The organism is Pontibacter sp. YIM B11418 (assembly GCF_059278805.1).
Window position 1 is genome coordinate 56,678 of sequence record NZ_JCAEMH010000006.1, and the last position, 25,108, is coordinate 81,785.

The following is a 25,108-nucleotide window of genomic DNA, read 5'->3' on the forward strand; positions in this document are numbered from 1 at the left end:
CTATGATACAAGTACCCGAACGAAAGAAGCGGGTTTACCTGTCCGAAGACTTTAAAATATATAATTGGGAAACCATACAGCCATATTTTGAAGAACTGAAAAGCCGTGCCATCAACTCGGTGGAGGAGCTGGAGAAGTGGATGAAAGACCGCAGTGAACTCGAGAGCGTGCTCTCCGAAGACCTTGGCTGGCGCTATATCCGCATGACCTGCGACACCCAGGACGAGGACATCACAAAGGCTTTCCAGTATTTCGTTTCAGAGATAGAACCCCAAATAGCCCCTTACGACCACGAGCTTAACCTGAAGTTGATGCATTCGCCTTATGTGAACGGGCTTGATAAAGACAATTACCGCATCTACCTGCGCGGTGTGGAGCGTGCGCTGGAGATTTTCCGGGAAGAGAACATTCCGCTCAATACCGAAATCAGCACCAAACAGCAACAGTACGCCGCCATAACAGGGGCCATGACCGTGACGCTGGACGGGGAGGAAATGACCCTGCAGCGCGCCGCCGACCGCCTGAAGCGCAATGAGCGTGAAGTGCGCGAGGAGGCGTGGCGTGCCATACAGGAGCGCCGCACACAGGACCGTCAGAAACTCGACGACCTATTCGACGAACTGCTGAAACTCCGCACGCAGGTGGCTAAAAACGCCGACTTCGACAACTTCCGCGACTACATGTTCGCCGCCATGGGCCGCTTCGACTATACCCCGCAGGATTGCTTTGATTTCCATCAGTCCATTGAGGAAACCATCGTGCCACTGCTGACAGGTATAGACCACGAACGCAAAGAGAAGCTAGGTATAGCCGACCTGCGCCCGTGGGACCTCGACGTGGACCCAAGCGGAAAAGCCCCGCTGGAGCCGTTCCACTCTGGTGAAGAGCTCCTGGAGAAGACGATACAGGTATTCTACAACCTCGATACTTACCTGGGCGACTGTCTGGCCACCATGCGCGAGATGGGCCACCTGGATCTGGAGTCGAGAAAAGGGAAAGCCCCGGGCGGGTATAACTATCCGCTGGATGAAATTGGTGTTCCGTTTATTTTCATGAATGCGACTTCGAGTCTGCGCGACGTGATCACGATGCTGCACGAAGGCGGCCATGCGGTGCATTCTTTCCTGACGCGCGATCTGACGTTAAGCGCTTTCAAACATCCGCCATCAGAGGTGGCCGAGCTGGCCTCTATGTCCATGGAGTTGATTTCGATGGACTACTGGGACACTTTCTTCAGCGATGAAGATGAGCTGCGCCGTGCCAAGCGCACACATTTGGAGAGCGTACTCGAGACATTCCCGTGGGTAGCTACCGTGGATAAGTTTCAGCACTGGCTCTATGAACACCCTGAGCACAAACAGGAAGAACGTCATCAGGAGTGGCTCAACATTTTCGGGCGTTTCAATCACTTGGAGGTGAACTGGAGCGGGCTCGAGAAGTATAAGCCGTTCATCTGGCAAAAGCAGCTACACATCTACGAAGTGCCGTTTTATTATGTAGAATATGCCATGGCGCAATTAGGAGCGATAGCCGTGTGGAAGAACTATAAAGAAAATCCTTCGGAGGGATTGGCTGCCTACAAGCGTGCCCTCAGCCTGGGCTATACCGTCACGATCGGCGAGGTGTATGAAGCTGCGGGTATCAAGTTCGATTTCAGCACCGCGTATATCAAGAGTCTGGTGGACTTCGTGAAAGGCGAAATGGCAAATATATAAGGTATAGCTATACCTGATCACAAGGCCCCGTCGTTACCCGAGAGGTAGCGGCGGGGCTTTTGTATGCATATCCGGTTGTCGTCAGCGGTCTGGCAGGTATAGCTTCCTGTCCGTTTCGATTTTTGGGACTCCGACTACCAGTACCAGGAACTTTATCGTAGAGATTCCTATACCTGTTCACGAAGAAAAATGAACCTTCTTAATTGTTTGCTTCCCGTCGGGATTCTCTTGCTGTGCATCGCTACAGCCTGTTCCACCGCGCCAACTTCCGTTTCGCAATCGGATGCGCCTCTGTCGAATGCCGAGGTGGCGCGGGCAGCCGTGGGTACATGGGTCGGCACCATCCCCTGTGCCGATTGCCCGGGCATAGACTATACCCTGGATCTCAACCCGGACAGCAGTTACCGCGAGCGTATGGTGTACCAAGGCCGAAGCGCGACGCCTTTTGTGCAGTCGGGTACGTGGGGTGTAGGCAATGGCAGGGTGCAGCTGAACAAACAAGGCACAGGTAACAACCAGTTTGCCCTGGACGGTGAAGCGTTGTTGATGCTGGATGGCGACGGAAACCAGATTGAATCCTCTCTTGCCGATGCCTATCGTCTACGTCGGAGGAGCCCCGATGAACCGGAGGACAACCCAAGCCTGTGGCGCGAGAAGTACGAACGCGGTATCGACTTTGCGGCTGTTGGCAATGAGCCGTTCTGGTCGCTGGAGATTGACCTGGAAAAAATGATTGAGTTCCGGCTGCTGGACGAAGAAGATGGCAGCGTGCTGACGCCTATACCTGTCGCTGAGAAGCCTGAGACAGGGGAGGGGACGATCTACAGAGTACAGACCGTATCTGGGAATCTGGAAATCAAGTTGATGAAGGAAACCTGCATCAACACCATGTCTGGCCGTGAGTTTCCTTATACTGTAACAGTGTTGAAAAACGATATGGAATACAAAGGCTGCGGCATGTACCTTCGCGACTCCCGCTTAAATGGCACCTGGAATCTGGTTGAGCTGGAAGGAAAAGCTATTAAGCCCAAAGATGCTGAACAAAATCAACCTTCCTTGAACATAAATTTAGATGAAGGCAGGGTTTCGGGAAGAGCAGGCTGCAACAGAATAATGGGCACGCTTGAGCCAATCGGTGATAAAATCAATTTTAGTCCCATCACCGCAACGAGAATGGCTTGTCCGGATATGGAGCTGGAGAGCCAATTTTTGCTGGTGTTGAGTGACGCGGAGTTGAGGTATAGCGTAAGTGAAGAAAGATTAGAATTGTTGTTGGGAGGGAAGGCAGTTGCTGTTTTTGCGAGGGGAGCGTAAGTGGGGTATACCTATACCTTGCTGGCGTAGCTACTGGCTTTTGCAAGTATAGCATAATGAGTTGTTTTATAGCTTCGCCTGTGCAGCGGGCACTCACTTTTTTCCTTGACACTAATCGAGGGCCCCTTCCCCCAAAGTAAGCAATAAGGTCAAGACTCCCCCAAACTCGCTGAACGCTCAAACAGTGGGTAGTCGAAATGGTGCACCTGGCTGAGGTGATTTGTTTAATAACTTAAGGGGCAAGTTACTCTTGCTATACCTGTCAGTGAAATATGACACTCAAGACTAGGTTTATACCTTCAACTGGCAGTTACAAATTCCCCGCCTTGGATAAGGAGGGGTTAGGGGTGGTTGGACCCGGTATAGCAACACATGGACTGCTGCAGCTATGAAGATATACCTGTAATCCGGCTACTACAAAAAACTCCCCCTTCGAAGGGGGCAGGGGGATGTTAATCTTGCACGAGAATAATGGAAATCCGTGAGGGTAGGGGCCCTCTTAAATCCTCAAAATTCAGATTCAGAAAAAAATCGCCTGTCGTTTCCAACAGGCGACTTTTGTTTCTTTCTCAATATAATTACAACGGCTTAAACTGCTCAAACATCTGCCGGCAATCGTTGCAGTAGTGCATGGAGCGGCATAATGTTGGGCCGAAAGGTGTGCGCAGGTCGGTGTTTTCGCTGTCGCAATAGGGGCATTTCACATGTTCCAGAATGTCCAGATCGAGAATCAGGTCATACTTTGGAGGCGGCGCCAAGCCAAATTCCTTCAGGTGCTGACGCCCTTTCTCCGAAAGTTTGTTACTGTCCCAGGGCTGGTCGAAAGACATAATGACGGTATGGTCGGTGATGCCATGCTTGTCTAGCGTGCGCTCCACATCCTTTTTCATGTAGTCCATGGCGGGGCAGCCGGCAAAGGTAGGTGTCATGTTCACCGTCACGTGGCCTTCGTCAGAAATCTCCACGCCCGTGATCACGCCCAGGTCCACCAGCGACAATACCGGTATCTCGGGGTCTTTCACCTCCTCCAACAGGGTCAATATGTTTTCTTTCGTCAGTTCCATTTTTTTGCGTATCACGTAGCATGTATCAAGTATCACGAATCCCTAAAAGATTGCCCGAAGTAAAAAGTCGTGCTACGTGATACGTGTGTCGTGCTACGAAAAAACTACCACTCCGCAGTCGGATCTATCTTAAACACTTCGGCCATCTCGTCGAGAAGCGGCTGTAAGTACTCGGTGTGCTCACCGTTGCGACCGCCAAACTTTGGGTCAATCGTATGCAGATCTGGTAGCTTCAAATCAGTCTTTTCAATAACAGCCTGAATGCGCTTCAACCACTCGGCTTTCACGGCTTCCTCGCCAGCGTATACGCCAGACTCGATTAACTCTTGTTCGAACTTCGATGTCTCAAACATCCCTAATGCGTAAGGTATAGCTTCGGTCAAAGAAGACTGCAAACGCAGGATGGCTTCTTCTGTAGACGAACCCAGGTTCTTGATCCAGGTGTTGGCGTGCAGCACGTGGTATTTCACTTCACCTTTCAGCTTAGTAGCAACTTTGGCAATGGGTTCATAGCTCGACTGGCTCAGCATCTCGAAACGGATGATCTCGGCGTTGTCGTACAGGAAGTGACGGATCAAACTGAAGTCATACTCGCCGTTTGGCAGCTCCACCAACTGGCTGTTGTGAAACTGGTTGGCGTTACGTGTAAAGGCAACTGTGTCCGGGTCAGCTTCGCCAAGGTCCTGTAGCAAGGTATAGAACGCCAGGCTATGGCCTATTTTATCCTGCGCCATCGACGAGAAGGCAATGTCTTCTTCGAGGATCGGGCCGAAGCCGGTCCACTCGGAGTTGCGGTGGCCCAGTATCAGTTGGTCGTCGGCCAGTTTGTATAAAAGGTCTTTTATCGCGAGCTCGTTCATTAGGAGGTAGTCGTTTTGTGTTCTTCTTTATACTTTGTGATTTTGTCCATCACTTTGTAGGCGATGGCTTCGCGGTACTTTTTCTCAGGTATAGTAGTCCACATGTCCTTGTCCTCTTCCGCTGACTGTAGCACATGCTTCGATTTCATCACCCAAACATTCACAATCGGGCCTTTCTCGCCGAATTGTTTGCGTGCTTCCTGTAGTGCTTCCTGATAAGAAGTCGCCATTACGCGACCTACATGGGCATGCGCTTTGCCGCGTTTCTTGAGGTGAAAGATTTCGTAAGCCTCAGCTTCTTCGCTGCGCTCAGTCGGTTCTTCTACACGCATCATGTCGTACACATTTTCCTGGTCGCCTACATAGGGTGTCACCTGAATGTGCTCAGTGCGGACAATCCAAAGGCCTACGCAGGCAAAGCGGCGGCTATACTGCTCTTTTGCGAACAGGAAAGCCACGTCTTCGTTTGGCGCGTGAACCGGTCCGACATAGGTATGGGCGGCTCCGTCTTTTTTCTGATGAAAAGCCTCGTATGTTTCAAACTGGTCCAGTTCCTGCTTTGGCTCAATAGCGGTCGCCTCGCCTTCCGGCAGGTTCAGTCGGGTTACTCTCGGGTCTAATGATTTTAAGCTCATGCTTCGCTAATTATGAATCAAAAATTAGAAAATAGAAATGAAGACAAGCCTTTTGAGAGCCACATACTCCAAATCAATTTCTAATTCATAATTTCTAATTTGCTATTGGCTACGCCAATGGCTTCACGTATTTTGCTTTCGGGTTGAGGAGGGCTCTGCGTACCCAGGCACCACGCTCTTCGGCGGTACGGCGGACGGCAAGTCGCTCGGCGTTGCAAGGACCGTCCCCGTTGATTACCCGTTTGAACTCATCCCAATCCGGCTCCGTGTATTCCCACTGACCAGTTTCCATGTTCTTCTTCAGTTTCGGGTCTGGCACAGTCAGGCCAAGTTCCCAGATCTTTGGCACATACATGTCGAGGAACTGCTGACGGCACTCGTCATTAGAGGCCATCTTCACTTTCCAGCGCATAAGCGTTTCGGTGTGCGTACTCATTTTGTCCGAAGGACCGAAGAAGGTCATAATTGGAGGCCACCAGCGGTTAAGCGCGGCCTGGATCATTTCGCGCTGCTTGGGTGAGCCGGTTGCCATGTGAACCACGGCGTCGTGGCCATACTTCAGGTGGAAAGCTTCCTCTGCACAGATACGCTCCAGCGCCCGGGAGTAAGGACCGTACGAACCTTTGGCATTGGCCATTTGGTTCACAATCGCGCCTGCGTCAATGAGCCAGGAAATGATGTTGGAATCTGCCCAGGTAAAGGCGGGGTAGTTGAACACGTTTGAATATTTGCTCTTGCCATTGATCAGGTCAGTCAGCATTTGCTCGCGTGTTTTGCCCAGTGTTTCGGCAGCACTATATAATAACTGTGCATGACCTACTTCGTCCTGCACCTTGGCCATTTGGGCCATTTTGCGGCGGAAGCCGGGTGCGCGGGTAATCCACGTTCCTTCCGGCAGCGCACCAATAATCTCAGAGTGCGCGTGTTGCTCAATCATACGAATGAGTTGCTTGCGGTAGAGCTCAGGCATCCAGTCGTTCGGCTCAATTTTCTCGCCACGGGCGATACGCGCTTCAAACTCGGCCAGCTTTGCAGGATCTTCAGTCTGCAGGTTGTCGAATTTGGTAGCTTCAAAAACGTTTCCTCCTCCGTACATAATATTTTCAGTTTTAAGGTTTAGTAAAAAGGTGCCGGACTGTTAAGGTGGTCAGTCCGGCTAAGGTTAGGTATAGGTAAACTAGTTAAGGTTCGTCTTTAAACCATTCAGCAGCATGGCCGACAGGTTTCCGGATATTTCCGCAGGTTTCATTTTTCCTTCCGGCTTGTACCAGGTGTGAATCCAGTTCAGGCCTGAGAGTATCGTCAGCACGGCAAACTTCTCGTCCGGCACCTGAAACTCACCGCTGGCTATACCCTGGCGGATGATTTCGCGGAAGTAATTTTCGTACCGGTCGCGCAGGGCCAGAAAATCGGTATGGTAAGGTTCACTTAAGTGGCGCCACTCCTGCAGAAACACGGCAGAGGCCTCGGTATTACGTGTGAGTACCTGTACATGCGCCGAGATTGCGCGTTTCAGTTGCTCAGTAGCGCTGGCATCCTCGTCTTTCACCGCTTCAATCTCTCCGAAAAACTCTTCTGCCATCCGGAAGCATACCCGCTGCAGTATCTCCTCTTTGGAACGGATATGCGAGTAAATGCTGGCCGCCTCTATACCCAGGGCATTGGCCAGGTCACGCATGGATGTGGCCGAAAAACCTCTGCTCTTGAATAAGGCCGTAGCCGTCTGCTCTATCTGTTCTTTCCTGCTCACTGTATACTCCTTATATAGCTAACAACAAATGTAAACAACCTAACGTTCGTTAGCAAGTAATTTTTACGGAGTTTAAGCTCTTGGGTTGAGCTAATGTCCGGCTCCTATACCTTTTCCCCTTTACTTGAATCTAACAGAAGTTTGATTAATGACCGCAGGTTGTGTGCAGGAAAACCCGACTATTGCTTAAGAATTTGTACCTGTTTTGCTGAGACATTCACCTAATTTGCTTATCTTTTTCGAGCATTAGCAATTTGCTCGCGTATACCTGATACCGGCTTGCCGGCGCAAGAAAACTAATTTTAGAAGACATTACCATGACTGACACAACACAACCACCTATCACGCAAACCATGGATTTCGTGCGTTACGAAGTAAAGGAGCGTGTTGGGTATATCACCCTGACCAGATCTGAAAAGCGAAACGCACTGAACGCTGAAATGGTAACTGAACTGAAGCGCGCTTTTGCCGCCGCTGAAGACGACGAAACCTGCAAAGTAATTGTGCTGCGTGCCGAGGGCAAGGTGTTCTGTGCCGGTGCCGACCTCGAGTACCTGCAGCGGCTGCAGCAATACGATTACCACGACAACCTCGCCGACTCCACGCACCTGATGGAGCTCTTCCGTCAGATCTATACCTTAAAGAAAGTAGTAATAGCACAGGTACACGGGCATGCCATAGCGGGCGGCTGCGGACTTGCTTCCATCTGCGACTTTACCTTTACGATTCCTGAGGCTAAGTTCGGCTACACCGAAGTGAAGATCGGCTTTATACCTGCCATTGTTAAAGTGTTTCTGCTGCGCAAAATAGGAGAGGCCCGCGCCAAGCAGCTGCTGCTTACCGGCGACCTGATCTCGGCTGCGGAGGCACAGGAATATGGCCTGGTAAATTACGTGGTGACTGCCGAAGAACTGGAAGAGAAAGTATTTGGCTTCGCCCAGAAGCTCTGCAAAGAGAATTCACGCCAAAGCATGGAGGTGACCAAAGAGATGATAGCCCGTGTGCAGGAAATGTCTTTGGAAGAGGGCTTGCAGTATGCCGCCGAGATGAACGCCGTGGCCCGTGGCAGCGAAGATTGTCAGCGCGGTATCGATGCCTTTTTAAATAAACAGTCTCTGAGCTGGTAGATTTCTGTTAAGTTTTCAAAACCATTTGTTAAACTTGTTGTTTGATGAGTATGCTGATGGGTCTTGGAATCATGTTGATCACTTTTGTAGCGATGGAAGGCGTGGCCTGGGCCATGCACAAGTATGTGCTGCACGGTTTTCTGTGGTTTTTGCACAAGTCTCATCACACGCATCATAAGCACGCTTTTGAGTGGAATGACCTGTTTTTTGCCTATTATGGGACCCTCGCTATGCTGTTCTTTATTTTCGGCAGCGCGCCCATCGATTATAGGTTCTGGATTGGCGCAGGCATTACACTATATGGCGTGGCTTATTTCCTGATACACGATGTTTTCATCCACAGGCGCATCAGGCTTTTTGGTAATACGTCTAATGTTTACCTCAAAGCCTTAAACATGGCGCATAAAGTGCATCATAAGCACACGGCCCGCGACGGCTCAGAATCTTATGGTATGCTGTGGGTGGCACCCAAGTATTTCAGGTCCGCATACTCAATTCTACAAAAACGACAACAAGGGGAACAGACGTGGCGCAGTACACCATCAAAGAGCTAGAACACCTGTCAGGTATCAAAGCTCACACCATCCGCATCTGGGAACAGCGCTACAATGTGCTTTGTCCCCAGCGCACCGACACCAACATCCGATATTACAGCGACGCTGACTTAAAAACACTTCTGAATATCTCACTCCTGAACGAGCAAGGGTATAAGATATCTAAAATTGCCAGGATGAGCCCCGAGCAGCTAAAGCTGACGGTGCAGCAACTGGCCGAACAGGAGAGCACAACGCTTTCGCACCACATCAACAACATGGTTACGGCTATGATCGATATGGACGAGGAGCGGTTCGACAAATCATTCTCTACTGTAACCTTGCAACTGGGTTTTCAGGATGCCATGCTACAGGTGCTATACCCTTTCCTGCATAAGATCGGTATTTTGTGGCAGACCAATAACATAAGTCCTGCGCACGAGCACTTTGTGAGCAACCTGGTGCGGCAGAAACTGATCGTGGCCATAGACGGGCAAGTGGTGAAACGCACAGAAGATACACCTACCTATCTGCTATACCTGCCGGAAGGTGAGCTGCACGAGATCGCTTTGCTTTTTATGAACTACCTGATCCGGGCACACCATCATCAGGTAATCTACCTGGGCCAGAACCTGCCTTTCGAAGATCTGAAGCAAACCTACGAGCAATTGAAGCCCGCAATCATCTGCACAGTTCTGACAATAGTGCCAGAGCGGGAGCTCGTGCAGGAATACATTGAGCGGGTGGCAGTAACTTTTCCGGATGCGCGTATTTATTTCTATGGCTACCAGGCGCAGCATAGTTTTCTCAAGTACCCAAAAAATACGCACCGCCTGAGTTGCATCAGCGATTTTGAAGCAGTGTTGAAAAAAAATATTTAAAAGTTTAACAGGTCCCCGAGACAGGGATAGTTCAACAAAGAAGGTCAAATCCAATTGGGTTTGACCTTCTTTGTTGCCTAAAGTTCTAAAACCAAATTTTATATATAGTTCAATTTGTTTAAATAACTAAAAAAAATGTTAAACAAAACTTGACTTAAGTTTTAATACCTCGTATAATTGTTTAGCAATTTATTATAAAGATTAAACAATATGACGGCAATAGAATTTTCCAATCACATTCAGATGGCAGCTGGTTCGTTGAAGCCGGTAGCCATGAACCTGACCCGCAACGCCGACGATGCCAAAGATCTGGTGCAGGAAACGTTGCTTAAAGCGCTTTCTAACCGAGACAAGTTCAACAGTGGCACTAACCTGAAAGCATGGCTGTACACCATCATGCGGAACACGTTTATCAACAACTACAACAAGATAACCAAGCGCAGCAGCAACATCGACAGCACGGAGTATCTGCAGTACCTGAACACAGACGACAGTTTTGTGACAGTTAACAAAGGCACGGCGGCATTTGTGATGAGTGATATAAAAGCGGCAATTGCCAAATTAAATGAAGAGCATCGCACGCCTTTCATGATGTATTACATTGGGTATAAATACTTAGAAATAGCTGAAAAATTGAACATTCCGATCGGAACGGTGAAGAATCGCATTCACATTGCCCGCAAGGAGCTGAAGAAGTTGCTGCAGGTTTATGGCGACTAATTACAACTAATGCCGGGTTTTTTAGTAAATTTCTAGATGATGTCAAAAAAAGTAATCGTGATTGGTGCCGGCTTCTCTGGTCTTTCGGCTGCCACTAGCCTGGCTGACCAGGGCTACGAAGTGACGTTGCTCGAGAAGAACGCCACTCCCGGCGGGCGTGCCCGAAGCTTTGCAGAGGTAGGCTATACCTTTGACATGGGGCCAAGCTGGTACTGGATGCCCGACGTGTTTGAGTCTTACTTCAACAAGTTCGGCAAAACCGTTTCTGATTACTATGACCTCGTGCGGCTCGATCCGTCTTATACCGTGGTATTTGGGGAGGATGATTTTGTAGACGTACCTGCCTCGCTTGACGAACTGAAGGCACTCTTTGAGCAATGGGAGCCGGGTAGTGCCGCCCGTCTCGACAAGTTTCTGGAACAGGCTTCTTATAAATACGAGGTAGGTATAAACCAGCTCGTTTACAAACCCGGTCGCTCGGTGAGTGAGTTCATGAGTTTGCGCTTGTTGTTGGATGTGCTCCGCATGGATGTGTTCCAGTCCATACATGCGCACATCCGCCGCTTCTTTTCGCATGATAAGATTATCAAGCTGATGGAATTTCCGGTACTGTTCCTTGGAGCGCTGCCGCAAAATACCCCGGCACTTTATAGTCTGATGAATTATGCTGACATCAGCCTCGGAACGTGGTACCCGATGGGGGGCATGTATAAGATTATCGAAGGGATGGTGCAGCTGGCTGAGGAGAAGGGAGTCTCATTTCTGTACAACCAGGATGTGAAGAAGATTGAGGTGGAGCAAGGTATAGCCCGCCGCGTGCGAACTGCCACAGGTATATTCGAGGCCGATGTGGTGGTGGCCAGCGCCGATTACCATCATGTAGAGCTCCATCTGTTAGCGCCGGATTTACGGAGTTATACAAACGACTATTGGGATAAGCGTGTCATGGCGCCTTCCTGCCTGATTTTCTACTTAGGTATAGGCAAGAAGCTTGACAACCTGCGCCACCACAACTTGTTTTTCGACGAGGATTTTGGACCGCATGCGCACGAGATTTATACTGACCCGAAATGGCCTGCCAAACCGTTATTCTATGTTTCAGCGCCTTCAGTAACCGATGCCAGCGTTGCGCCGGAAGGTTGTGAGAACCTGTTTGTGCTGATGCCAGTAGCGCCCGACTTAGAAGATACCGAAGAATTGCGGGAGCGCTATTACGACCTGATCATGGACCGCCTCGAGCGCCTGACCAAACAGGAAGTACGCAGTGCCGTGGTATACAAGCGCAGTTACGCCCACCGCGATTTCATATCCGATTACAACGCTTTTAAAGGCAATGCCTATGGCCTGGCGAACACGCTCATGCAAACCGCCCTGCTCAAGCCGAGCCTCAAAAGCAAAAAAGTGAAGAACCTGTACTATACCGGTCAGCTAACGGTGCCTGGTCCTGGTGTACCGCCGTCGCTCATCTCAGGACAAGTGGTGGCTAAGGAAGTCGCGAAGGAGTATGCGCTGGCTACAGGCCAGCAAAAAGAAGTAAGCAAGTAACGCTCTCAACAGAACTATGGATTTATTTAAAGACACCTGCCTGAAGTGCAGCAAGCTGATTACGGAGGCGTACAGTACGTCGTTTACGCTCGGTATCAAGACGCTGCACAGCAAATTTCATGACCCGATTTATGCGATTTATGGTTTTGTGCGCTGCGCCGATGAGATTGTGGACACTTTTCATGACTTCGATAAAAGGAAATTGCTCGACCAGTTCAGCCAACAGACTTTTGAGGCCATTGAGCAAGGTATAAGCCTGAACCCGGTGCTGCATGCTTTCCAGTGCGTGGTCAATGAGTATAAAATTGACCGTGCCTACATTGAGGCGTTTCTGAAGAGCATGGCCATGGATCTGGATGATCACGTGTATGATCCGGCCCTTTACAAAGAGTACATCTACGGCTCGGCGGAAGTAGTGGGCCTGATGTGCCTGAAAGTATTCTGCGAAGGCGATGACGAACAGTTTGAGCGGCTGAAGAAACCGGCCTGCAGCCTGGGGGCGGCCTTCCAGAAAGTCAACTTCCTGCGCGACATGCAAAGCGACTTTAAGGACCGTGGCAGGGTGTACTTTCCGGCGGTGGATATCCATACCTTTAACAATGTGTGCAAAGCGCAGATAGAGGCCGACATCGCCAAGGATTTTGAGGATGCGTACGCCGGCATACTCGCTTTGCCGCGTTCGGCACGCATGGGCGTATACCTGGCCTACGTCTATTACCAGAAGCTTTTCCGGAAAATCAAAGGGCTGCCGGCAACCCATATCTTAAATGAGCGCGTAAGAGTACCTGATAACACAAAGTTTGCCTTACTTTTGGGCTCCTATGTCAGGTACCAACTAAACGCCATTTAACCACGTGAAGAATAGCTTACCAATACTTTTCGTTTTCCTGTTTTTAAGTTTTACAGCGCTGGCTGATAAATCCAAAGATTACAAATTGTCCGTACTGCGCGTGCAGTTTGTGGAGGCCAGCAAAGACAGCAAGGCCGGCCGCGATTTTTATAAGCTGATGAGTGAGTACGAGGACAACAATCCTGTGGTGCTGGCCTACAAGGCAGTGTCTGAGGCAATAATGGCCAAGCACGTCTGGAACCCTTACATGAAGATGAAGCATTTGCAGCAGTCTTCTGAAATATTTGAAGAGGCAGTGCAGCTGGATGCTTCTAGTCCCGAAATACGGTTTTTGCGCTTCACGGTAGAGCATTATGTGCCGCGCTACCTCAACCTGAGCAAGAACCTCGAAGCCGACAAAGCCAAAATTATCGCCGGTCTGGAACGTCACCCGAAATCCGGATTGTCTAACGACATGGCCCGCGACATCCGTGCTTTTATGCTGACAAAAGACCATTGCACCGAAGAAGAAAAACAAAGACTCAAACGCATACCGATTTAAACCTTGATGCCGCTATACCTATACCTGAACATTTTCACCATCCTGTTCCCGCTGCTGCTCTCTTTCGACAGGAAAGTGGCTTTTTACAAGAACTGGCCTTATCTGTGGCCGGCCATCCTGATCAACGCGGCGCTGTTCATGATTTGGGACGAACTTTTCACGCAGGCAGGTATATGGGGCTTTAATCCGGAGTATCTGGTAGGTATCTATCTCTTCAACCTGCCGCTCGAAGAAGTGCTTTTCTTTATCACAGTGCCTTACGCCTGCGTCTTTATTTACGAGTGCCTGAACGCCTACATCACCAAAGACTTGCTGCAGCCTTATGCCAAGGGCATCACCTTTGTGCTTATACCTGTGCTCTTGCTCCTGGCGGTTTTCAATCTCGAGAAACTCTATACCTCCATCACCTTTACTTTGCTGGCGGCCATGCTGGGCGCTCACTACTACTATTTCAATACCCAAAAGCTGGGGCGTTTCTATCTGGCTTACCTCGTGCACCTGGTGCCGTTTTTGCTGGTGAACGGTGTGCTTACTTACCTGCCCATTGTCTGGTATAACAATAGCCACAACCTAAATCTGCGCATTGTGTCTATACCTGTGGAGGACTCTATGTACTCTATGCTGATGCTTTTGCTCACGATTTCGATTTACGAAGGCTTAAAACAGCGTTTTGCTGTTAAACAATATCAACCTTTGGCTGTATAAAGGAATATGCGGAACCTTCAAGTCACCATCGATTCTAACTCAGGCTTTTGCTTCGGCGTGGTCTATGCCATTCAAATGGCCGAAGACCTACTCGACGAGCAGGGGTATCTCTATTGCCTGGGCGATATCGTGCATAACGACGTGGAGGTGGAGCGGCTGCAGAAGCGTGGCCTGCGCATCATCGACCATGACCAACTGCGGGAGCTGCGCGATGAAGCCGTACTGATTCGCGCCCACGGCGAACCACCTGCCACCTATCACATGGCTTTGCAGAATAACCTGACTTTAATTGACGCTTCCTGTCCGGTGGTACTTAAGCTGCAGAATCGCATCAAGACATCCTACGACAAAGACGAGCGCATCTTTATCTATGGCAAGCACGGGCATGCCGAAGTAATGGGCCTTTTGGGGCAGACGAGCAACAAGGCGGTGGTGTTCGAAAATCTGGACGAGCTGATGCAGCACGAGCTCCCGTCAAAAATTACGCTCTACAGCCAGACCACCAAAAGCACTAACAACTTCTACAATATCAAAGACACGCTCGAGCAAAAAGGCTACGAAGTAGATGCCAACGACACCATCTGCCGGCAGGTATCCAACCGCGACAAAGACCTGCGCAAGTTTGCTGCCCAGTTCGATAAGATTATCTTCGTGTCGGGCACCAAGTCGAGTAATGGCAAAGTGCTTTACCAGGTATGCAAAGACACCAACCCGGCTACCTACTTTGTATCGAAAGTAGAGGAAATTCAACCTGAGTGGTTTGCTGATAACGACACGGTAGGTATATGCGGCGCCACTTCTACACCGATGTGGCTGATGGAGGAAGTGCGCGATTTATTGCTGCGGGGAACCTTTTAGTCAGGTATAGCTTAGCTGCCACAAACAAGGAATAGCTAAAGCTTAAAGTTTCAGTAGTACAGGCGAATCCATCTTGGCAAATGCAGGTATAGCACGAGATAGGCGGCTGATTAAACCATCACGTAACATTGGTAATTAATCCCGTCCTTTGTCAAATTAGCTTTTGTCAAAAAAACCATGGCGAAGACAATCAAACGAGATAACAGAGGTATAGCGATCGCCGCCATCATCGTGGCGTGCTGGTTTGGCCTGCTCGTATACCTGCTGCGCTTCCCGGTTGATTTCGCCTCGCCACTGCCATACCTGTTTCTGTTGCTGCAGATGCACCTGTATACCGGGCTTTTTATTACCGCCCACGACGCCATGCACGGCGTAGTCGCTCCCGGCCGACCCAAACTGAATCGCTTTATCGGTACCGTTACCGCTTTTCTCTTTGCTTACAACTGGTACCCGCGGCTCTTGCCGAAGCATCACCAACATCACAAACATGTAGCCACTGAGGAGGACCCGGATTACCATCATGGTTCCTTCTGGCCCTGGTACTACAGCTTTCTGAAAAACTATATTACCTGGTGGCAAATCGTGCTGATGGCCATTACCTACAACGTGCTCCAGCTTTTTTTTCCGCTTGAGAATGTGGTGATGTTCTGGATGGTGCCTGCCATACTCGCTACGTTTCAGTTATTCTATTTCGGTACCTACCTGCCACACCGCGGCGAACACGCGCCTGATAACCGGCATAAGTCCGGCACGCAGTCCAAGAATCACTTCTGGGCCTTTGTGAGTTGCTACTTCTTCGGCTACCACTACGAGCACCACGACAAGCCCTACCTGCCGTGGTGGCAGCTCTATAAAGCGAAATCCTGAAGGGTTTTTGACAATAGACCATTAGATGGAGGACAAAAGACTTTAGGTATAGGAAAGGCCTACTTCTGGCAGTGCAGGAGTAGGCCTTTTCATATTTTGTAAACTTCGGGGATCAAAAAGAAGGTGTGCTCTTTTGTCCTCTGTCAAAAAAATCTTTTGTCTCAAAGAACCCTAGTGCGCGCCGGCTTCCTTGCGGCAGCAATCGTCTAGTTTGTTGTAGGCACGTGGTGTAGCGGGCTTGTCATCTGCATCGTAGCCGGTGTCGTTCACCGCTTTGCGGATCTTGTCTTCATTGGTCTTTTTCGGATCAAAGGATACTGTCAGCATTTTTGAATCCACATCCAGGTTCGATTTTTTAACGCCCTTCTCGTAGGCCATCGCTTTTTCCAGGCTCTTTTTGCACATATCGCACACGGCTGACGTCTTGATCTGGATTGTTTTCTCTTTGATATTCTGAGCCTGAGCGCCGAGCGTGGCAAAGAACATCACAAATACTACACTGAGGTTTCTGAAGATTTTCATAAGGAGATTTATTATTGGTGAATGTTAATGTATGATAATGAATTTTCTCTTTTAAAGCTGTTGGAGCTGTGCAAATGATGTGCCGCTACTCAATCTTGAAGCGTATACCTGCATAAATTACCCTGCCGGTGATCGGTCCCCACACCATGTTGGCATCGAAGGTCGGACCAAAAGGATTGTCAGCTCCTAAAATAGCATCTGGCTGTCGGAAGTTCAACAGGTTTTCGCCACCCACATAAATTTCCCAGAGCTTGAAAGCCCGCGATACCTGCCCGTTCAAGGTATAGAAAGCATCCGATTTCCGGACGTCCGCTTTCCCACCGTGGCCTTCCATGTAAGCCAGCGGCATCTGACCAAAAAACTGCGTGGTCAGGTCGGCACGCCACTTGTCGAAAGGAGTAGCAAAGCCGAGGTTCACAAAAAAGCGGTGCTGTGGGATCATGGGGCGCTGCTGCAAAACACCATTATAGGCAGTCTGCACATCAAAATACTTATAAGCCGTCTTCACGTCAAAGCCTTTCAGCATCTCGTACTGCAACTCCGCCTGGAAGCTGCGCGAGAAGGAGCGGCCTTGCAGATTATAGAACTCCACTTGGTTTGCACTGCTGTACATGTCGGCCACCACCTGGTTTTGAAACGTGGTATAGTAATAGTCGGTGATGAAAGCGCCCGGCCTGCCGCCCAACTCGAAGTACTGTGTAAAGGATCCGCCCACATTCCAGGCTTTCTCCGGCTCCAGCGCCTCCCGGAACGTAAAGACACGGTTGCTAACCAAAGCTGCCGTGTTCTCCGAAATCGGGTTAGCTACCCGGAAGCCTTTGCCTGCCGCCACCCGGAAAATGGTGTTGGGCGTGAGATCATATTTCACATTCAGGCGCGGGGTGAACACAGTGCCGTACAGGTTGTGAAAATCAGTTCTTGCGCCGGCCACAATGGTCAGGTTGTCAGCATTACTGAAAATGTATTCTGCGAAAATACTCGGCACGCGCTCCGTTCTTGCCAGCCTGGTCTGCTCCAGGCGTTCGGTATAGTCATCGTACAAAAAGCTGGCGCCTACTTTATAGGTATGGCCCGTGTGCCCGATGATGGACTGGAAAATGAATCGCAAATCACCGGTGTTCTGCTCTCCGTTGTACTGCCGTCGGCCATAAAGTGAGTTAAACTTATGGTGCACGCCTGAGGTGATGAAGCCCAGACTCTGGTATGGCCTGCCCGGGAAGGTATAAGAGGTCTTGTTAAAGAAAGAAAGGCGATCGGTCTCGGATTCGGTGCCATAATGCTGCGTCGGGCTCACGGCTTCACCTTTCACATAATCCATCTGTCCGCCCAGTTTTGTTTCGCGCAGCGCATTAAAACCAAACTCCGATACCCAGGTGTCGCCGTGCTTGTACTTCCACTTGTTGTACACGTTGTGGTGCGTACCCAGCGCCAGGTCCATGAAGCCGTCCTTGTTGCGGTCCACGCGGTTACCCAGGTGGTCGCTGTGCAGCATCAGGAGCGTGCTCCACTTCGGGCTCACCTGCGCCGACACGTTAAGGTTGGCATCGAACTTGGCCAGGCTGTTGCCATACATGTTGAAGTATAGGCGTTCGGTTTTCTCCGGATCCCGCAGCTTCACGTTCACCTGTCCCGAAATAGACTCGTAACCGTTGAGCACAGAACCCATCCCTTTGATAATGTCGATCGACTCGATGTAAGTGCCGGACAGGTAATTGAGGCGGTAAGGAGTAGACAGGCCGCGCAGGGCAGGCACGTTGTCGGTGGTGAGCAAGGTATAGGAACCGTCCAGCCCCAGCATCTGGATCTGTTTGGCGCCTGAAACCGCGTCGGTCGTCGTTACTTCCACAGAGGCATTTGTTTCAAAACTCTCGGCCAGGTTACAGCAAGCTGATTTCTCCAGGTCGCGGTTCGTGATGATCTGTGAATTGGTAGGCGTAAGGGCCGAGTAGCGTGTTTGCTGTCCCTCTACCACGACTTCTTTGAGAGAGCCGGTGGAAGTGAGCGCGACAGTGATACTGGTTTTGCCGCTGACGTCTATGGTATCCGGCTTATACCCCAGGTATGAGACTATGATCTGGGATGTAACAGCATCCGCCAGTTGCAGCGTGAAGTTACCAGCAGCATCTGTAGAAGTGCCTTTTGTGGTGCCTTTCCAGACCGCGCTGGCCCCGATCAAGGGGGAATTGTTCGTTTTATCGACCACTCTGCCTGTGAGTTGCTGGGCAGTGGCAGGGTAGAGGATGCTTATAAAGAGTGCGAGCGTGCTGAAGATGCGGTAGAGCTGCTGCGCAGGTATAGAGAAATACATAAATCGTAATCGCTTAAATTTTCAGAATGCAGGTATAGGCACAGGTATAAAAAGCAGTGCGGTTAGGGGCAAACTGAGAATCTAGACGATCAGGATGTGTAGGGAATGCAATAATTGGCGTCCGTAGAGCGGGGGCGAACTGTCGGAATAGGTGAGAATGCGCTGGTCGGTGGCAACAGTCGGTGACCAGGTGGCAAAAAGTGGCGTGAAATTGACCTTAAAGAAAACCGGAAGTTCGAGTGTAAAGCCCTTCAGCGAGGACACAGGCTCCAGCTTTTCGAAGGATAACGCTGTTGTGCAGCAGTCATCTTCATCTCCTTGCTGTTCATTATGTTCCTGCGTACCAGGCTTTTGGCAGCAACTGCCGTCCTGCTCCTGCGGGGTCGTCATCCTCAGGCACAGTTGCTCACTCAGGGCCACTCCAAATGAGCCGAGCAAAATGCTCAGGGTCAGCAGCAGTAAAACCGTATGGCGGATGGTCTGATTCACATCACAAATATACGGATAATCCCCCCACTTTTATCACAACCTTTATCCACTCGCGGGATTGTGCCCCACTTTGTCCCACATTCTCCACTTCGTCCCACTTTTGCTCAAAACATCTTGGAGCAGGGTCCGGCTATACCTGTTTTGAGTTTTAAGTAACTGTATTTCAGCAAGTTGTAATATAAGGGCTCTCGTATATTAACGAAAAGGCATATTTCCTGCAAATAAACTTATCCGCAAAATGAAGGTCTGAAATGTGGATAATGTGGATAAGTGGGGTGGATAACCATAATTTATCCACAAAGTGGTAAAAAGTGGGAGATTGTGGTTGCGAGCATTTGTTGTTTCGTTACATTTGTATACTCCGAAAACTCTACGGAGTCAACAGTCATATACATGAACTTCCTGTCTGGCGAATACGAATGCAAGATTGATCCGAAGGGAAGGTTGGTTTTACCTGCAAAGATAAAAACCAACTTGCCGGAGGCGTCGGGCAATCATGTTGTGCTGACAAGGGGTTTTGAACCTTGCCTTGTGCTCTACCCGAAATCGGAGTGGAAGACGATCTACGACAAGGTGGCGGGTCTGAACGAGTTTAATGAGGAGTACCGCCAGTTTCAGCGCAACTTTTTCCGTGGCAACACGGAGATCGAGCTGGACGGCACGGGCCGCTTTATCGTTCCCCGCACCATGGCCCGCTTCGCCGATCTGGAGAAGGAAGCGATTGTGGTGGGCCTTGGCAACCGTGTCGAGATCTGGAACCCGGACAGGTATGAAGATTTCCTGATCAAGGACCAGCAGAGTTTCTCGCAACTGGCCGAGAAGTTTTTAGGAGATAAACCGGCTGCAGAGCCTTTGATTTAATGGAGTACCACAGACCAGTCATGTTGCAGGAATGCATCGACGCGCTGGAAATCAAACCAGATGGCGTGTATGTGGATGTGACGTTTGGAGGCGGCGGTCACTCTAGGGTAATCGCCAGCAAGCTGACGACCGGTCAGCTTTACTCGTTTGACCAGGACCGCGACGCGGAGGAACAGTCGAAGAAGATCGAAAGTCCGGCTTTCACGTTTGTGCGCGCCAACTTCCGGGATCTGAAAAAGTACCTGCGCCTGTACAAAGTGAAAGAAGTGGACGGCATTCTGGCGGACCTGGGCGTATCGTCACACCAGTTCGACGAAGCCGAGCGCGGTTTCTCGACCCGTTTCGACGGTCCGCTTGACATGCGCATGGATCCGGAGTCAGGTATACCGGCAAGTGAGGTGGTGAACACCTATAGCCAGGAGCAGTTGCATAAGATCTTCGGCATTTACGGCGAAGTGAAAAACGCCAAGACACTGGCCGGTGTGATCGTGTCGCAACGTGCGCGCCAGCCGATCGAGACGATCGGGGAGTTTAAAAAAGCCATCAGTTCCTGCACCCCGCGCGGGAAGGAGAATAAGTACCTGGCGCAAGTGTTTCAGGCGCTGCGCATAGAAGTGAACGATGAGCTGAAGGCGCTCGAGGAAATGCTGGAGCAGGCGGCCGAAGTGCTTAAGCCGGGCGGACGACTGGTGGTCATGTCCTACCACTCGCTCGAAGACCGGCTGGTGAAGAACTTCATCGCCAAGGGCAAATTCTTCGGGGAAGTGGAAAAGGACTTGTTCGGCAACGAGAAAAAACCACTCGACGCCGTCAGTCGCAAGCCGATAACAGCCTCCGAACAGGAATTGCTTGAAAACAGCCGCTCACGCAGCGCCAAACTAAGAATCGCAGAGAAGAGATAGCGAATGTGGAAATAGATTTAACAACAGTGTCGTAACCCAAACTTAACTATGGCTCCTAACCTTATGACTAAGACAGCTGCCGCACCCAAAGGCAACACGCTGCGCGTGAAGCACGAGGAGGAGGCAAAGGCAAAGCCGGAGGTAAAGGCTAAAAAGAAGGGGTTCAGCCTGTTCAAGTGGCTGGACAAATACACCAATGTTGATTTTCTGTTTCAGGAAGGCGTGCCGACCAAGTACCTGCCGCACGTACTTTTCCTGACAGGTATAACGCTCTTCTACATCGGCAACACCCACTACGCCGAGAAGACCATCCGCAAAATTGCCAAAATCAAAGTAGAAACAGAAGACTTACGGGCGGACTATACCACCCTGAAGTCAGATTATATGGGCGCCAGCAAGCAGTCTGAAGTGGCGCGCAACGTGGCACCGCTGGGCCTGGTTGAAAGTTCATCTCCACCTTATCAAGTAGAAGTTGCGGAAGATGAATATTAAAAAGTCCATCGTACTGCGTGTACGGATCGTGTTTTTGCTGGTATGTCTTTTTGCCTGTGCTATCATGTACAAAATCGTACAGATACAGGTGCTGGACGGTACCAAGTGGAAACAGATCTCGAAGGAACGCCGCATCCGCTATCAACCGGTACCGGCTACCCGTGGCAATATCTACTCCGACAACGAGAGCATATTGGCCACGTCGCTGCCATTTTACCGCGTGGCCTTCGATCCGGCCATTGCCCAGGCAGAGACCTTCAACACAGGTATAGATTCGCTGGCCATGCTGCTGTCACGCTTCTACAAAGACGAGTCGCCGGAGTACTACCGCCGCAAGATCAAAAATGCGCGGCATGCCGGCAGAAGGTATATACGACTCAACAGCCGCCAGATCAACTACCAGGAGAAGAAACTAATGGCGAGTTGGCCGATCTTCCGGGCGGGCAAGAACAAGGGTGGCGTGATCTTCGAGAAGGTAGAGAAACGCTTCAAGCCTTTCGGGATGCTGGCCGAACGTACGATCGGTTTTATTAATGAGGATAAAAACGGCGCCGGGCTGGAGTATAGCTTCAACGGCGATCTGGCGGGCACCGACGGGGAGGCCCTTTTCGAGCGTATAGCGGGCGGTAACAAACCAATTTACGATGGTACGGAAGTGGCGCCGCAGAACGGGTACGACATCAAAACGACCATCGACATTAACCTGCAGGACGTGGCGGAAAACGCCCTTTATAAGGCTTTGGTGGAGAAAAACGCCGACTACGGTTGCGTGATCCTGATGGAGGTGAAGACAGGTGAGATCAAGGCAATGGCCAACCTGGGTAAAACCAAGGGAGGTTACATTGAAGACTATAATTACGCAGTTGGTAACCAGGGACGTACAGAGCCAGGCTCCACCTTTAAGCTGGCCTCGATGATGGCCCTGTTCGAGCATACTAACCTCGGACTGGCTGACACAGTGGATGCTGGCGACGGCAGGTACCGCATTAAGAACACGACCATGACCGACGTAAAAATCGGCGGGTACGGAAAGATTTCGATACAGGATGTCTTTGAAAAATCGTCTAACATCGGCATAGCGAAACTGATACAGGAAAACTTTGGAGACAACCAGCAGGCTTTTGTGGACTACCTGCACAAGTTCGGTCTGAGTAGCACGCTGGGTTTCCAGATGGACGGCGAAGCAAGGCCATATATTAAGAACACCAGCGACAAAACATGGTATGGCACAACGCTCACCTCCATGTCTATCGGCTACGAGATGAAGCTGGCCCCGCTCCAGACACTGGCGCTTTACAATGCCGTGGCAAACAACGGTGTGAAGGTGCAACCGATCATCGTGAAGGAGATTCGTCGCGCTGACCAGGTGGTACAGACCTTTCAGACGCGCGTACTGAACGAGCGCATTGCATCGGAAGAGACAATTAAAAAGGTGCGCACGATGCTGGAAGGCGTAGTGCAGAACGGTACTGCTAAAAATCTTAAAAATGCTGACTACAAAGTGGCCGGCAAAACCGGAACTGCCCGGAAGGTGAAAGACGGCAAGTATGTGAGACTGTACTCCACTTCGTTTGCGGGTTATTTTCCGGCCGACAACCCGAAGTACAGCTGCATCGTGATCATCGACAGCCCGAGAGGGGTGAATGTGTACGGTGGCGACGTAGCCGCGCCGGTGTTTAAGGAAGTGGCTGACAAGGCCTACGCCCGTGACCTGGCCATGCACCAGCCACTGCGCGCTCGAGTGGTACCAAACAAAGACAGCCTGCCACAGGTGAAAGCCGGCAGCTTCGATGACCTAAGCCTGATTCTGAATAAGATCGGTATCAGCAACCACTCCACAGCTACCAATGACGACGGGTGGGTACGCGTGACGCCGCAAATGCGCTCGCTGAAATTTGAGCCACACACGATAAGGGGCGGACAGGTACCGGACGTAACGGGCATGACGCTGCGCGACGCGCTCTTCATCCTGGGCAACCAGCACCTGAAAGTGAGTGTGGAAGGGATGGGTAAACGTGTTGTGAAGCAGTCGGTGCAGGCAGGCACTGAAATTAATAAAGAGACTAAAATTACAATTGTACTGAGCTAATGCAGCTACTCCAGGACATATTGAAAGACGTAACCGTGCTGGAGAGCCACGGCCCGCTGAACGTGCAGGTCGAGTCGATCACGTTCGACTCGCGCCAGGTACGTGAAGGGGTGCTGTTTGTGGCCATGCGCGGGGTGCAGGTAGATGGCCATGACTTCATGGCGAAAGCTGCGGATGAGAAAGCTGTTGCAATTGTTTGCGAAAAATTACCGGCAGAACTGGCCGAAGGTGTTACTTATATACAAGTAAAAAATAGCGGTCAGGCCTTAGGCTTGATGGCTTCTGCGCTTTACGGCCATCCTTCCCGCAAACTGAAACTGGTGGGCGTAACAGGCACCAACGGCAAAACTACTTCGGTGACCTTGCTGCACAAGCTGTTCCGCGAACTTGGTTATCATGTGGGTATGATCTCCACGGTACAAAACCAGGTCGACGAGGAGATTATACCTTCCACGCATACCACACCAGATGCTGTGTCGCTGAATGCCTTGCTGGACAAGATGGTGAAAGCCGGTTGTGCTTACGCTTTTATGGAAGTGAGTTCGCATGCCATGGTGCAGCAGCGTGTGGCAGGTATAGCTTTTGCCGGCGGCGTGTTCACCAACATCACCCACGACCACCTCGACTACCACGGCACCTTCGACGAGTACATCAAAGCCAAGAAATCTTTCTTTGATATGCTGCCAGCAGGGGCTTTTGCGCTGATCAATGCAGACGACAAGCGGGGCCCGGTGATGGTGCAGAACACCAAAGCCGACGTGCGTTACTTCTCGCTGCGTAAAATCACTGATTTCAAGGCTCGCCTGATCGACAACACACTGCAGGGCTTGCACCTGGAAATAGACGGACACGAGATCTGGGCGAAGTTGATCGGAGCATTCAATGCCTACAATTTGCTTGGTGCATACGGGGTGGCGGTGTTGCTTAATGAAGATCCTGTAGAAGCCCTTACTGTGCTATCGAGCCTGAATACGGCAGCGGGTCGCTTCGACTACATCGTGTCGGAGACGGAACAGATCACAGGTATAGTGGACTATGCCCATACCCCGGATGCGCTGGAGAATGTGCTGAACACAATTCAGCAAATCCGGACGCCGCTGCAAACGGTGATAACAGTAGTTGGCTGTGGCGGCAACCGCGACGCGACCAAAAGACCGGTGATGGCGGACATCGCCTGCCGCCTGAGCGACAAGGTGATCCTGACATCCGACAATCCGCGTTTTGAAGAGCCGCAAGCCATACTGGAAGACATGCAGAAAGGCGTGAAACCGTTAGACTTCAAGAAAACGCTGAGCGTGCTGGACAGGAGAGAGGCGATTCGCACGGCCTGCATGCTGGCCGGCAAAGAGGACATCATTCTGGTAGCTGGCAAAGGCCACGAGACTTATCAGGAAATAAAGGGCATAAAATACCCATTCGACGATAAACAGGTGCTGCAGGAGACCCTGCAACAGCTTGGTAAATAAGCTATAGAAAACAA

Annotated in this window: 25 protein-coding genes; 17 read left to right on the forward strand and 8 right to left on the reverse strand. The window is 50.6% G+C overall.

The window, feature by feature from the left end:
• The first annotated feature begins 2 nt into the window (after positions 1 to 2).
• A complete protein-coding gene (locus AC4QZR_RS15255) occupies positions 3 to 1,715 on the forward strand; it encodes a M3 family oligoendopeptidase (protein ID WP_494481699.1) in 1,713 nt (570 codons plus the stop codon).
• A gap of 189 nt (positions 1,716 to 1,904) precedes the next feature.
• Positions 1,905 to 3,029 (forward strand): META domain-containing protein, encoded by a 1,125-nt coding sequence (locus tag AC4QZR_RS15260; protein WP_494481700.1) that lies wholly within the window; start codon positions 1,905 to 1,907, stop codon positions 3,027 to 3,029.
• A gap of 578 nt (positions 3,030 to 3,607) precedes the next feature.
• Here AC4QZR_RS15260 and paaD read toward each other — a convergent pair.
• The 5 genes from paaD to AC4QZR_RS15285 form a co-directional block, all read right to left on the reverse strand.
• Complete coding sequence (gene paaD, locus AC4QZR_RS15265) at positions 3,608 to 4,093, reverse strand: 1,2-phenylacetyl-CoA epoxidase subunit PaaD (protein ID WP_494481701.1); 486 nt, start codon at positions 4,091 to 4,093, stop codon at positions 3,608 to 3,610.
• A 104-nt stretch (positions 4,094 to 4,197) separates the two neighbouring features.
• On the reverse strand, positions 4,198 to 4,953 hold the full coding sequence (gene paaC, locus AC4QZR_RS15270; protein ID WP_494481702.1) for a 1,2-phenylacetyl-CoA epoxidase subunit PaaC: 756 nt from the start codon (positions 4,951 to 4,953) through the stop codon (positions 4,198 to 4,200).
• Positions 4,953 to 5,588: a phenylacetic acid degradation b gene (locus tag AC4QZR_RS15275; protein ID WP_494481703.1), complete on the reverse strand. Its 636-nt coding sequence runs from the start codon at positions 5,586 to 5,588 to the stop codon at positions 4,953 to 4,955. Before AC4QZR_RS15275 ends, paaC begins: the two co-directional genes overlap by 1 nt.
• A gap of 109 nt (positions 5,589 to 5,697) precedes the next feature.
• A complete protein-coding gene (gene paaA / locus AC4QZR_RS15280; protein ID WP_494481704.1) occupies positions 5,698 to 6,684 on the reverse strand; it encodes a 1,2-phenylacetyl-CoA epoxidase subunit PaaA in 987 nt (328 codons plus the stop codon).
• An 81-nt stretch (positions 6,685 to 6,765) separates the two neighbouring features.
• The gene (locus AC4QZR_RS15285; protein ID WP_494481705.1) at positions 6,766 to 7,338 is read right to left on the reverse strand and encodes a TetR/AcrR family transcriptional regulator; all 573 of its coding nucleotides are present in this window, start codon (positions 7,336 to 7,338) and stop codon (positions 6,766 to 6,768) included.
• A 353-nt stretch (positions 7,339 to 7,691) separates the two neighbouring features.
• Here AC4QZR_RS15285 and AC4QZR_RS15290 point away from each other — a divergent pair, with 353 nt between their 5' ends.
• The 10 genes from AC4QZR_RS15290 to AC4QZR_RS15335 all read left to right on the forward strand — a co-directional run bounded on the left by AC4QZR_RS15290 (position 7,692) and on the right by AC4QZR_RS15335 (position 15,965).
• Complete coding sequence (locus AC4QZR_RS15290; protein ID WP_494481951.1) at positions 7,692 to 8,465, forward strand: enoyl-CoA hydratase/isomerase family protein; 774 nt, start codon at positions 7,692 to 7,694, stop codon at positions 8,463 to 8,465.
• 44 nt (positions 8,466 to 8,509) lie between these two features.
• Complete coding sequence (locus AC4QZR_RS15295) at positions 8,510 to 9,019, forward strand: sterol desaturase family protein (protein WP_494481706.1); 510 nt, start codon at positions 8,510 to 8,512, stop codon at positions 9,017 to 9,019.
• Positions 8,992 to 9,879: a MerR family transcriptional regulator gene (locus tag AC4QZR_RS15300; protein ID WP_494481707.1), complete on the forward strand. Its 888-nt coding sequence runs from the start codon at positions 8,992 to 8,994 to the stop codon at positions 9,877 to 9,879. Before AC4QZR_RS15295 ends, AC4QZR_RS15300 begins: the two co-directional genes overlap by 28 nt.
• A gap of 210 nt (positions 9,880 to 10,089) precedes the next feature.
• Complete coding sequence (locus AC4QZR_RS15305) at positions 10,090 to 10,599, forward strand: RNA polymerase sigma factor (RefSeq protein ID WP_494481708.1); 510 nt, start codon at positions 10,090 to 10,092, stop codon at positions 10,597 to 10,599.
• 36 nt (positions 10,600 to 10,635) lie between these two features.
• Complete coding sequence (gene crtID / locus AC4QZR_RS15310) at positions 10,636 to 12,144, forward strand: bifunctional phytoene desaturase/3,4-desaturase (RefSeq protein ID WP_494481709.1); 1,509 nt, start codon at positions 10,636 to 10,638, stop codon at positions 12,142 to 12,144.
• A 16-nt stretch (positions 12,145 to 12,160) separates the two neighbouring features.
• Positions 12,161 to 12,994: a phytoene/squalene synthase family protein gene (locus AC4QZR_RS15315; RefSeq protein WP_253405115.1), complete on the forward strand. Its 834-nt coding sequence runs from the start codon at positions 12,161 to 12,163 to the stop codon at positions 12,992 to 12,994.
• 4 nt (positions 12,995 to 12,998) lie between these two features.
• Positions 12,999 to 13,535, forward strand: a complete 537-nt coding sequence (locus AC4QZR_RS15320; RefSeq protein WP_494481710.1) for a hypothetical protein — start codon at positions 12,999 to 13,001, stop codon at positions 13,533 to 13,535.
• 6 nt (positions 13,536 to 13,541) lie between these two features.
• Positions 13,542 to 14,240 (forward strand): lycopene cyclase domain-containing protein, encoded by a 699-nt coding sequence (locus tag AC4QZR_RS15325; protein ID WP_494481952.1) that lies wholly within the window; start codon positions 13,542 to 13,544, stop codon positions 14,238 to 14,240.
• A 6-nt stretch (positions 14,241 to 14,246) separates the two neighbouring features.
• Positions 14,247 to 15,098: a 4-hydroxy-3-methylbut-2-enyl diphosphate reductase gene (locus tag AC4QZR_RS15330; protein WP_494481711.1), complete on the forward strand. Its 852-nt coding sequence runs from the start codon at positions 14,247 to 14,249 to the stop codon at positions 15,096 to 15,098.
• Between the two features lie 177 nt (positions 15,099 to 15,275).
• Positions 15,276 to 15,965, forward strand: coding sequence for a fatty acid desaturase (locus AC4QZR_RS15335; protein ID WP_494481712.1), 690 nt, complete (start codon positions 15,276 to 15,278; stop codon positions 15,963 to 15,965).
• A gap of 171 nt (positions 15,966 to 16,136) precedes the next feature.
• Here the strand turns inward: AC4QZR_RS15335 and AC4QZR_RS15340 are convergent, their stop codons facing one another.
• The 3 genes from AC4QZR_RS15340 to AC4QZR_RS15350 form a co-directional block, all read right to left on the reverse strand.
• Complete coding sequence (locus AC4QZR_RS15340) at positions 16,137 to 16,487, reverse strand: heavy-metal-associated domain-containing protein (protein WP_494481713.1); 351 nt, start codon at positions 16,485 to 16,487, stop codon at positions 16,137 to 16,139.
• Positions 16,488 to 16,572: 85 nt separating this feature from the next.
• Positions 16,573 to 18,795 carry a TonB-dependent receptor gene (locus tag AC4QZR_RS15345; protein ID WP_494481714.1) on the reverse strand — a complete coding sequence of 741 codons (2,223 nt, stop codon included), beginning with the start codon at positions 18,793 to 18,795 and terminating at the stop codon, positions 16,573 to 16,575.
• Positions 18,796 to 18,876: 81 nt separating this feature from the next.
• Entirely contained in the window at positions 18,877 to 19,284 is a 408-nt protein-coding gene (locus tag AC4QZR_RS15350; protein WP_494481715.1) for a hypothetical protein, read from the reverse strand.
• A gap of 393 nt (positions 19,285 to 19,677) precedes the next feature.
• On the opposite strand from AC4QZR_RS15350, the gene mraZ reads away from it, so the two are divergent.
• From mraZ to AC4QZR_RS15375, 5 genes are all read left to right on the forward strand, one after another.
• A complete protein-coding gene (gene mraZ / locus AC4QZR_RS15355; RefSeq protein WP_253405141.1) occupies positions 19,678 to 20,145 on the forward strand; it encodes a division/cell wall cluster transcriptional repressor MraZ in 468 nt (155 codons plus the stop codon).
• Entirely contained in the window at positions 20,145 to 21,047 is a 903-nt protein-coding gene (gene rsmH / locus AC4QZR_RS15360; RefSeq protein ID WP_494481716.1) for a 16S rRNA (cytosine(1402)-N(4))-methyltransferase RsmH, read from the forward strand. Before mraZ ends, rsmH begins: the two co-directional genes overlap by 1 nt.
• Before the next feature lie 63 nt (positions 21,048 to 21,110).
• Positions 21,111 to 21,539: an FtsL-like putative cell division protein gene (locus tag AC4QZR_RS15365; RefSeq protein ID WP_371927359.1), complete on the forward strand. Its 429-nt coding sequence runs from the start codon at positions 21,111 to 21,113 to the stop codon at positions 21,537 to 21,539.
• A complete protein-coding gene (locus AC4QZR_RS15370; RefSeq protein ID WP_494481717.1) occupies positions 21,529 to 23,628 on the forward strand; it encodes a penicillin-binding protein in 2,100 nt (699 codons plus the stop codon). Before AC4QZR_RS15365 ends, AC4QZR_RS15370 begins: the two co-directional genes overlap by 11 nt.
• The gene (locus AC4QZR_RS15375) at positions 23,628 to 25,094 is read left to right on the forward strand and encodes a UDP-N-acetylmuramoyl-L-alanyl-D-glutamate--2,6-diaminopimelate ligase (protein ID WP_494481718.1); all 1,467 of its coding nucleotides are present in this window, start codon (positions 23,628 to 23,630) and stop codon (positions 25,092 to 25,094) included. Before AC4QZR_RS15370 ends, AC4QZR_RS15375 begins: the two co-directional genes overlap by 1 nt.
• Positions 25,095 to 25,108 lie beyond the last annotated feature (14 nt).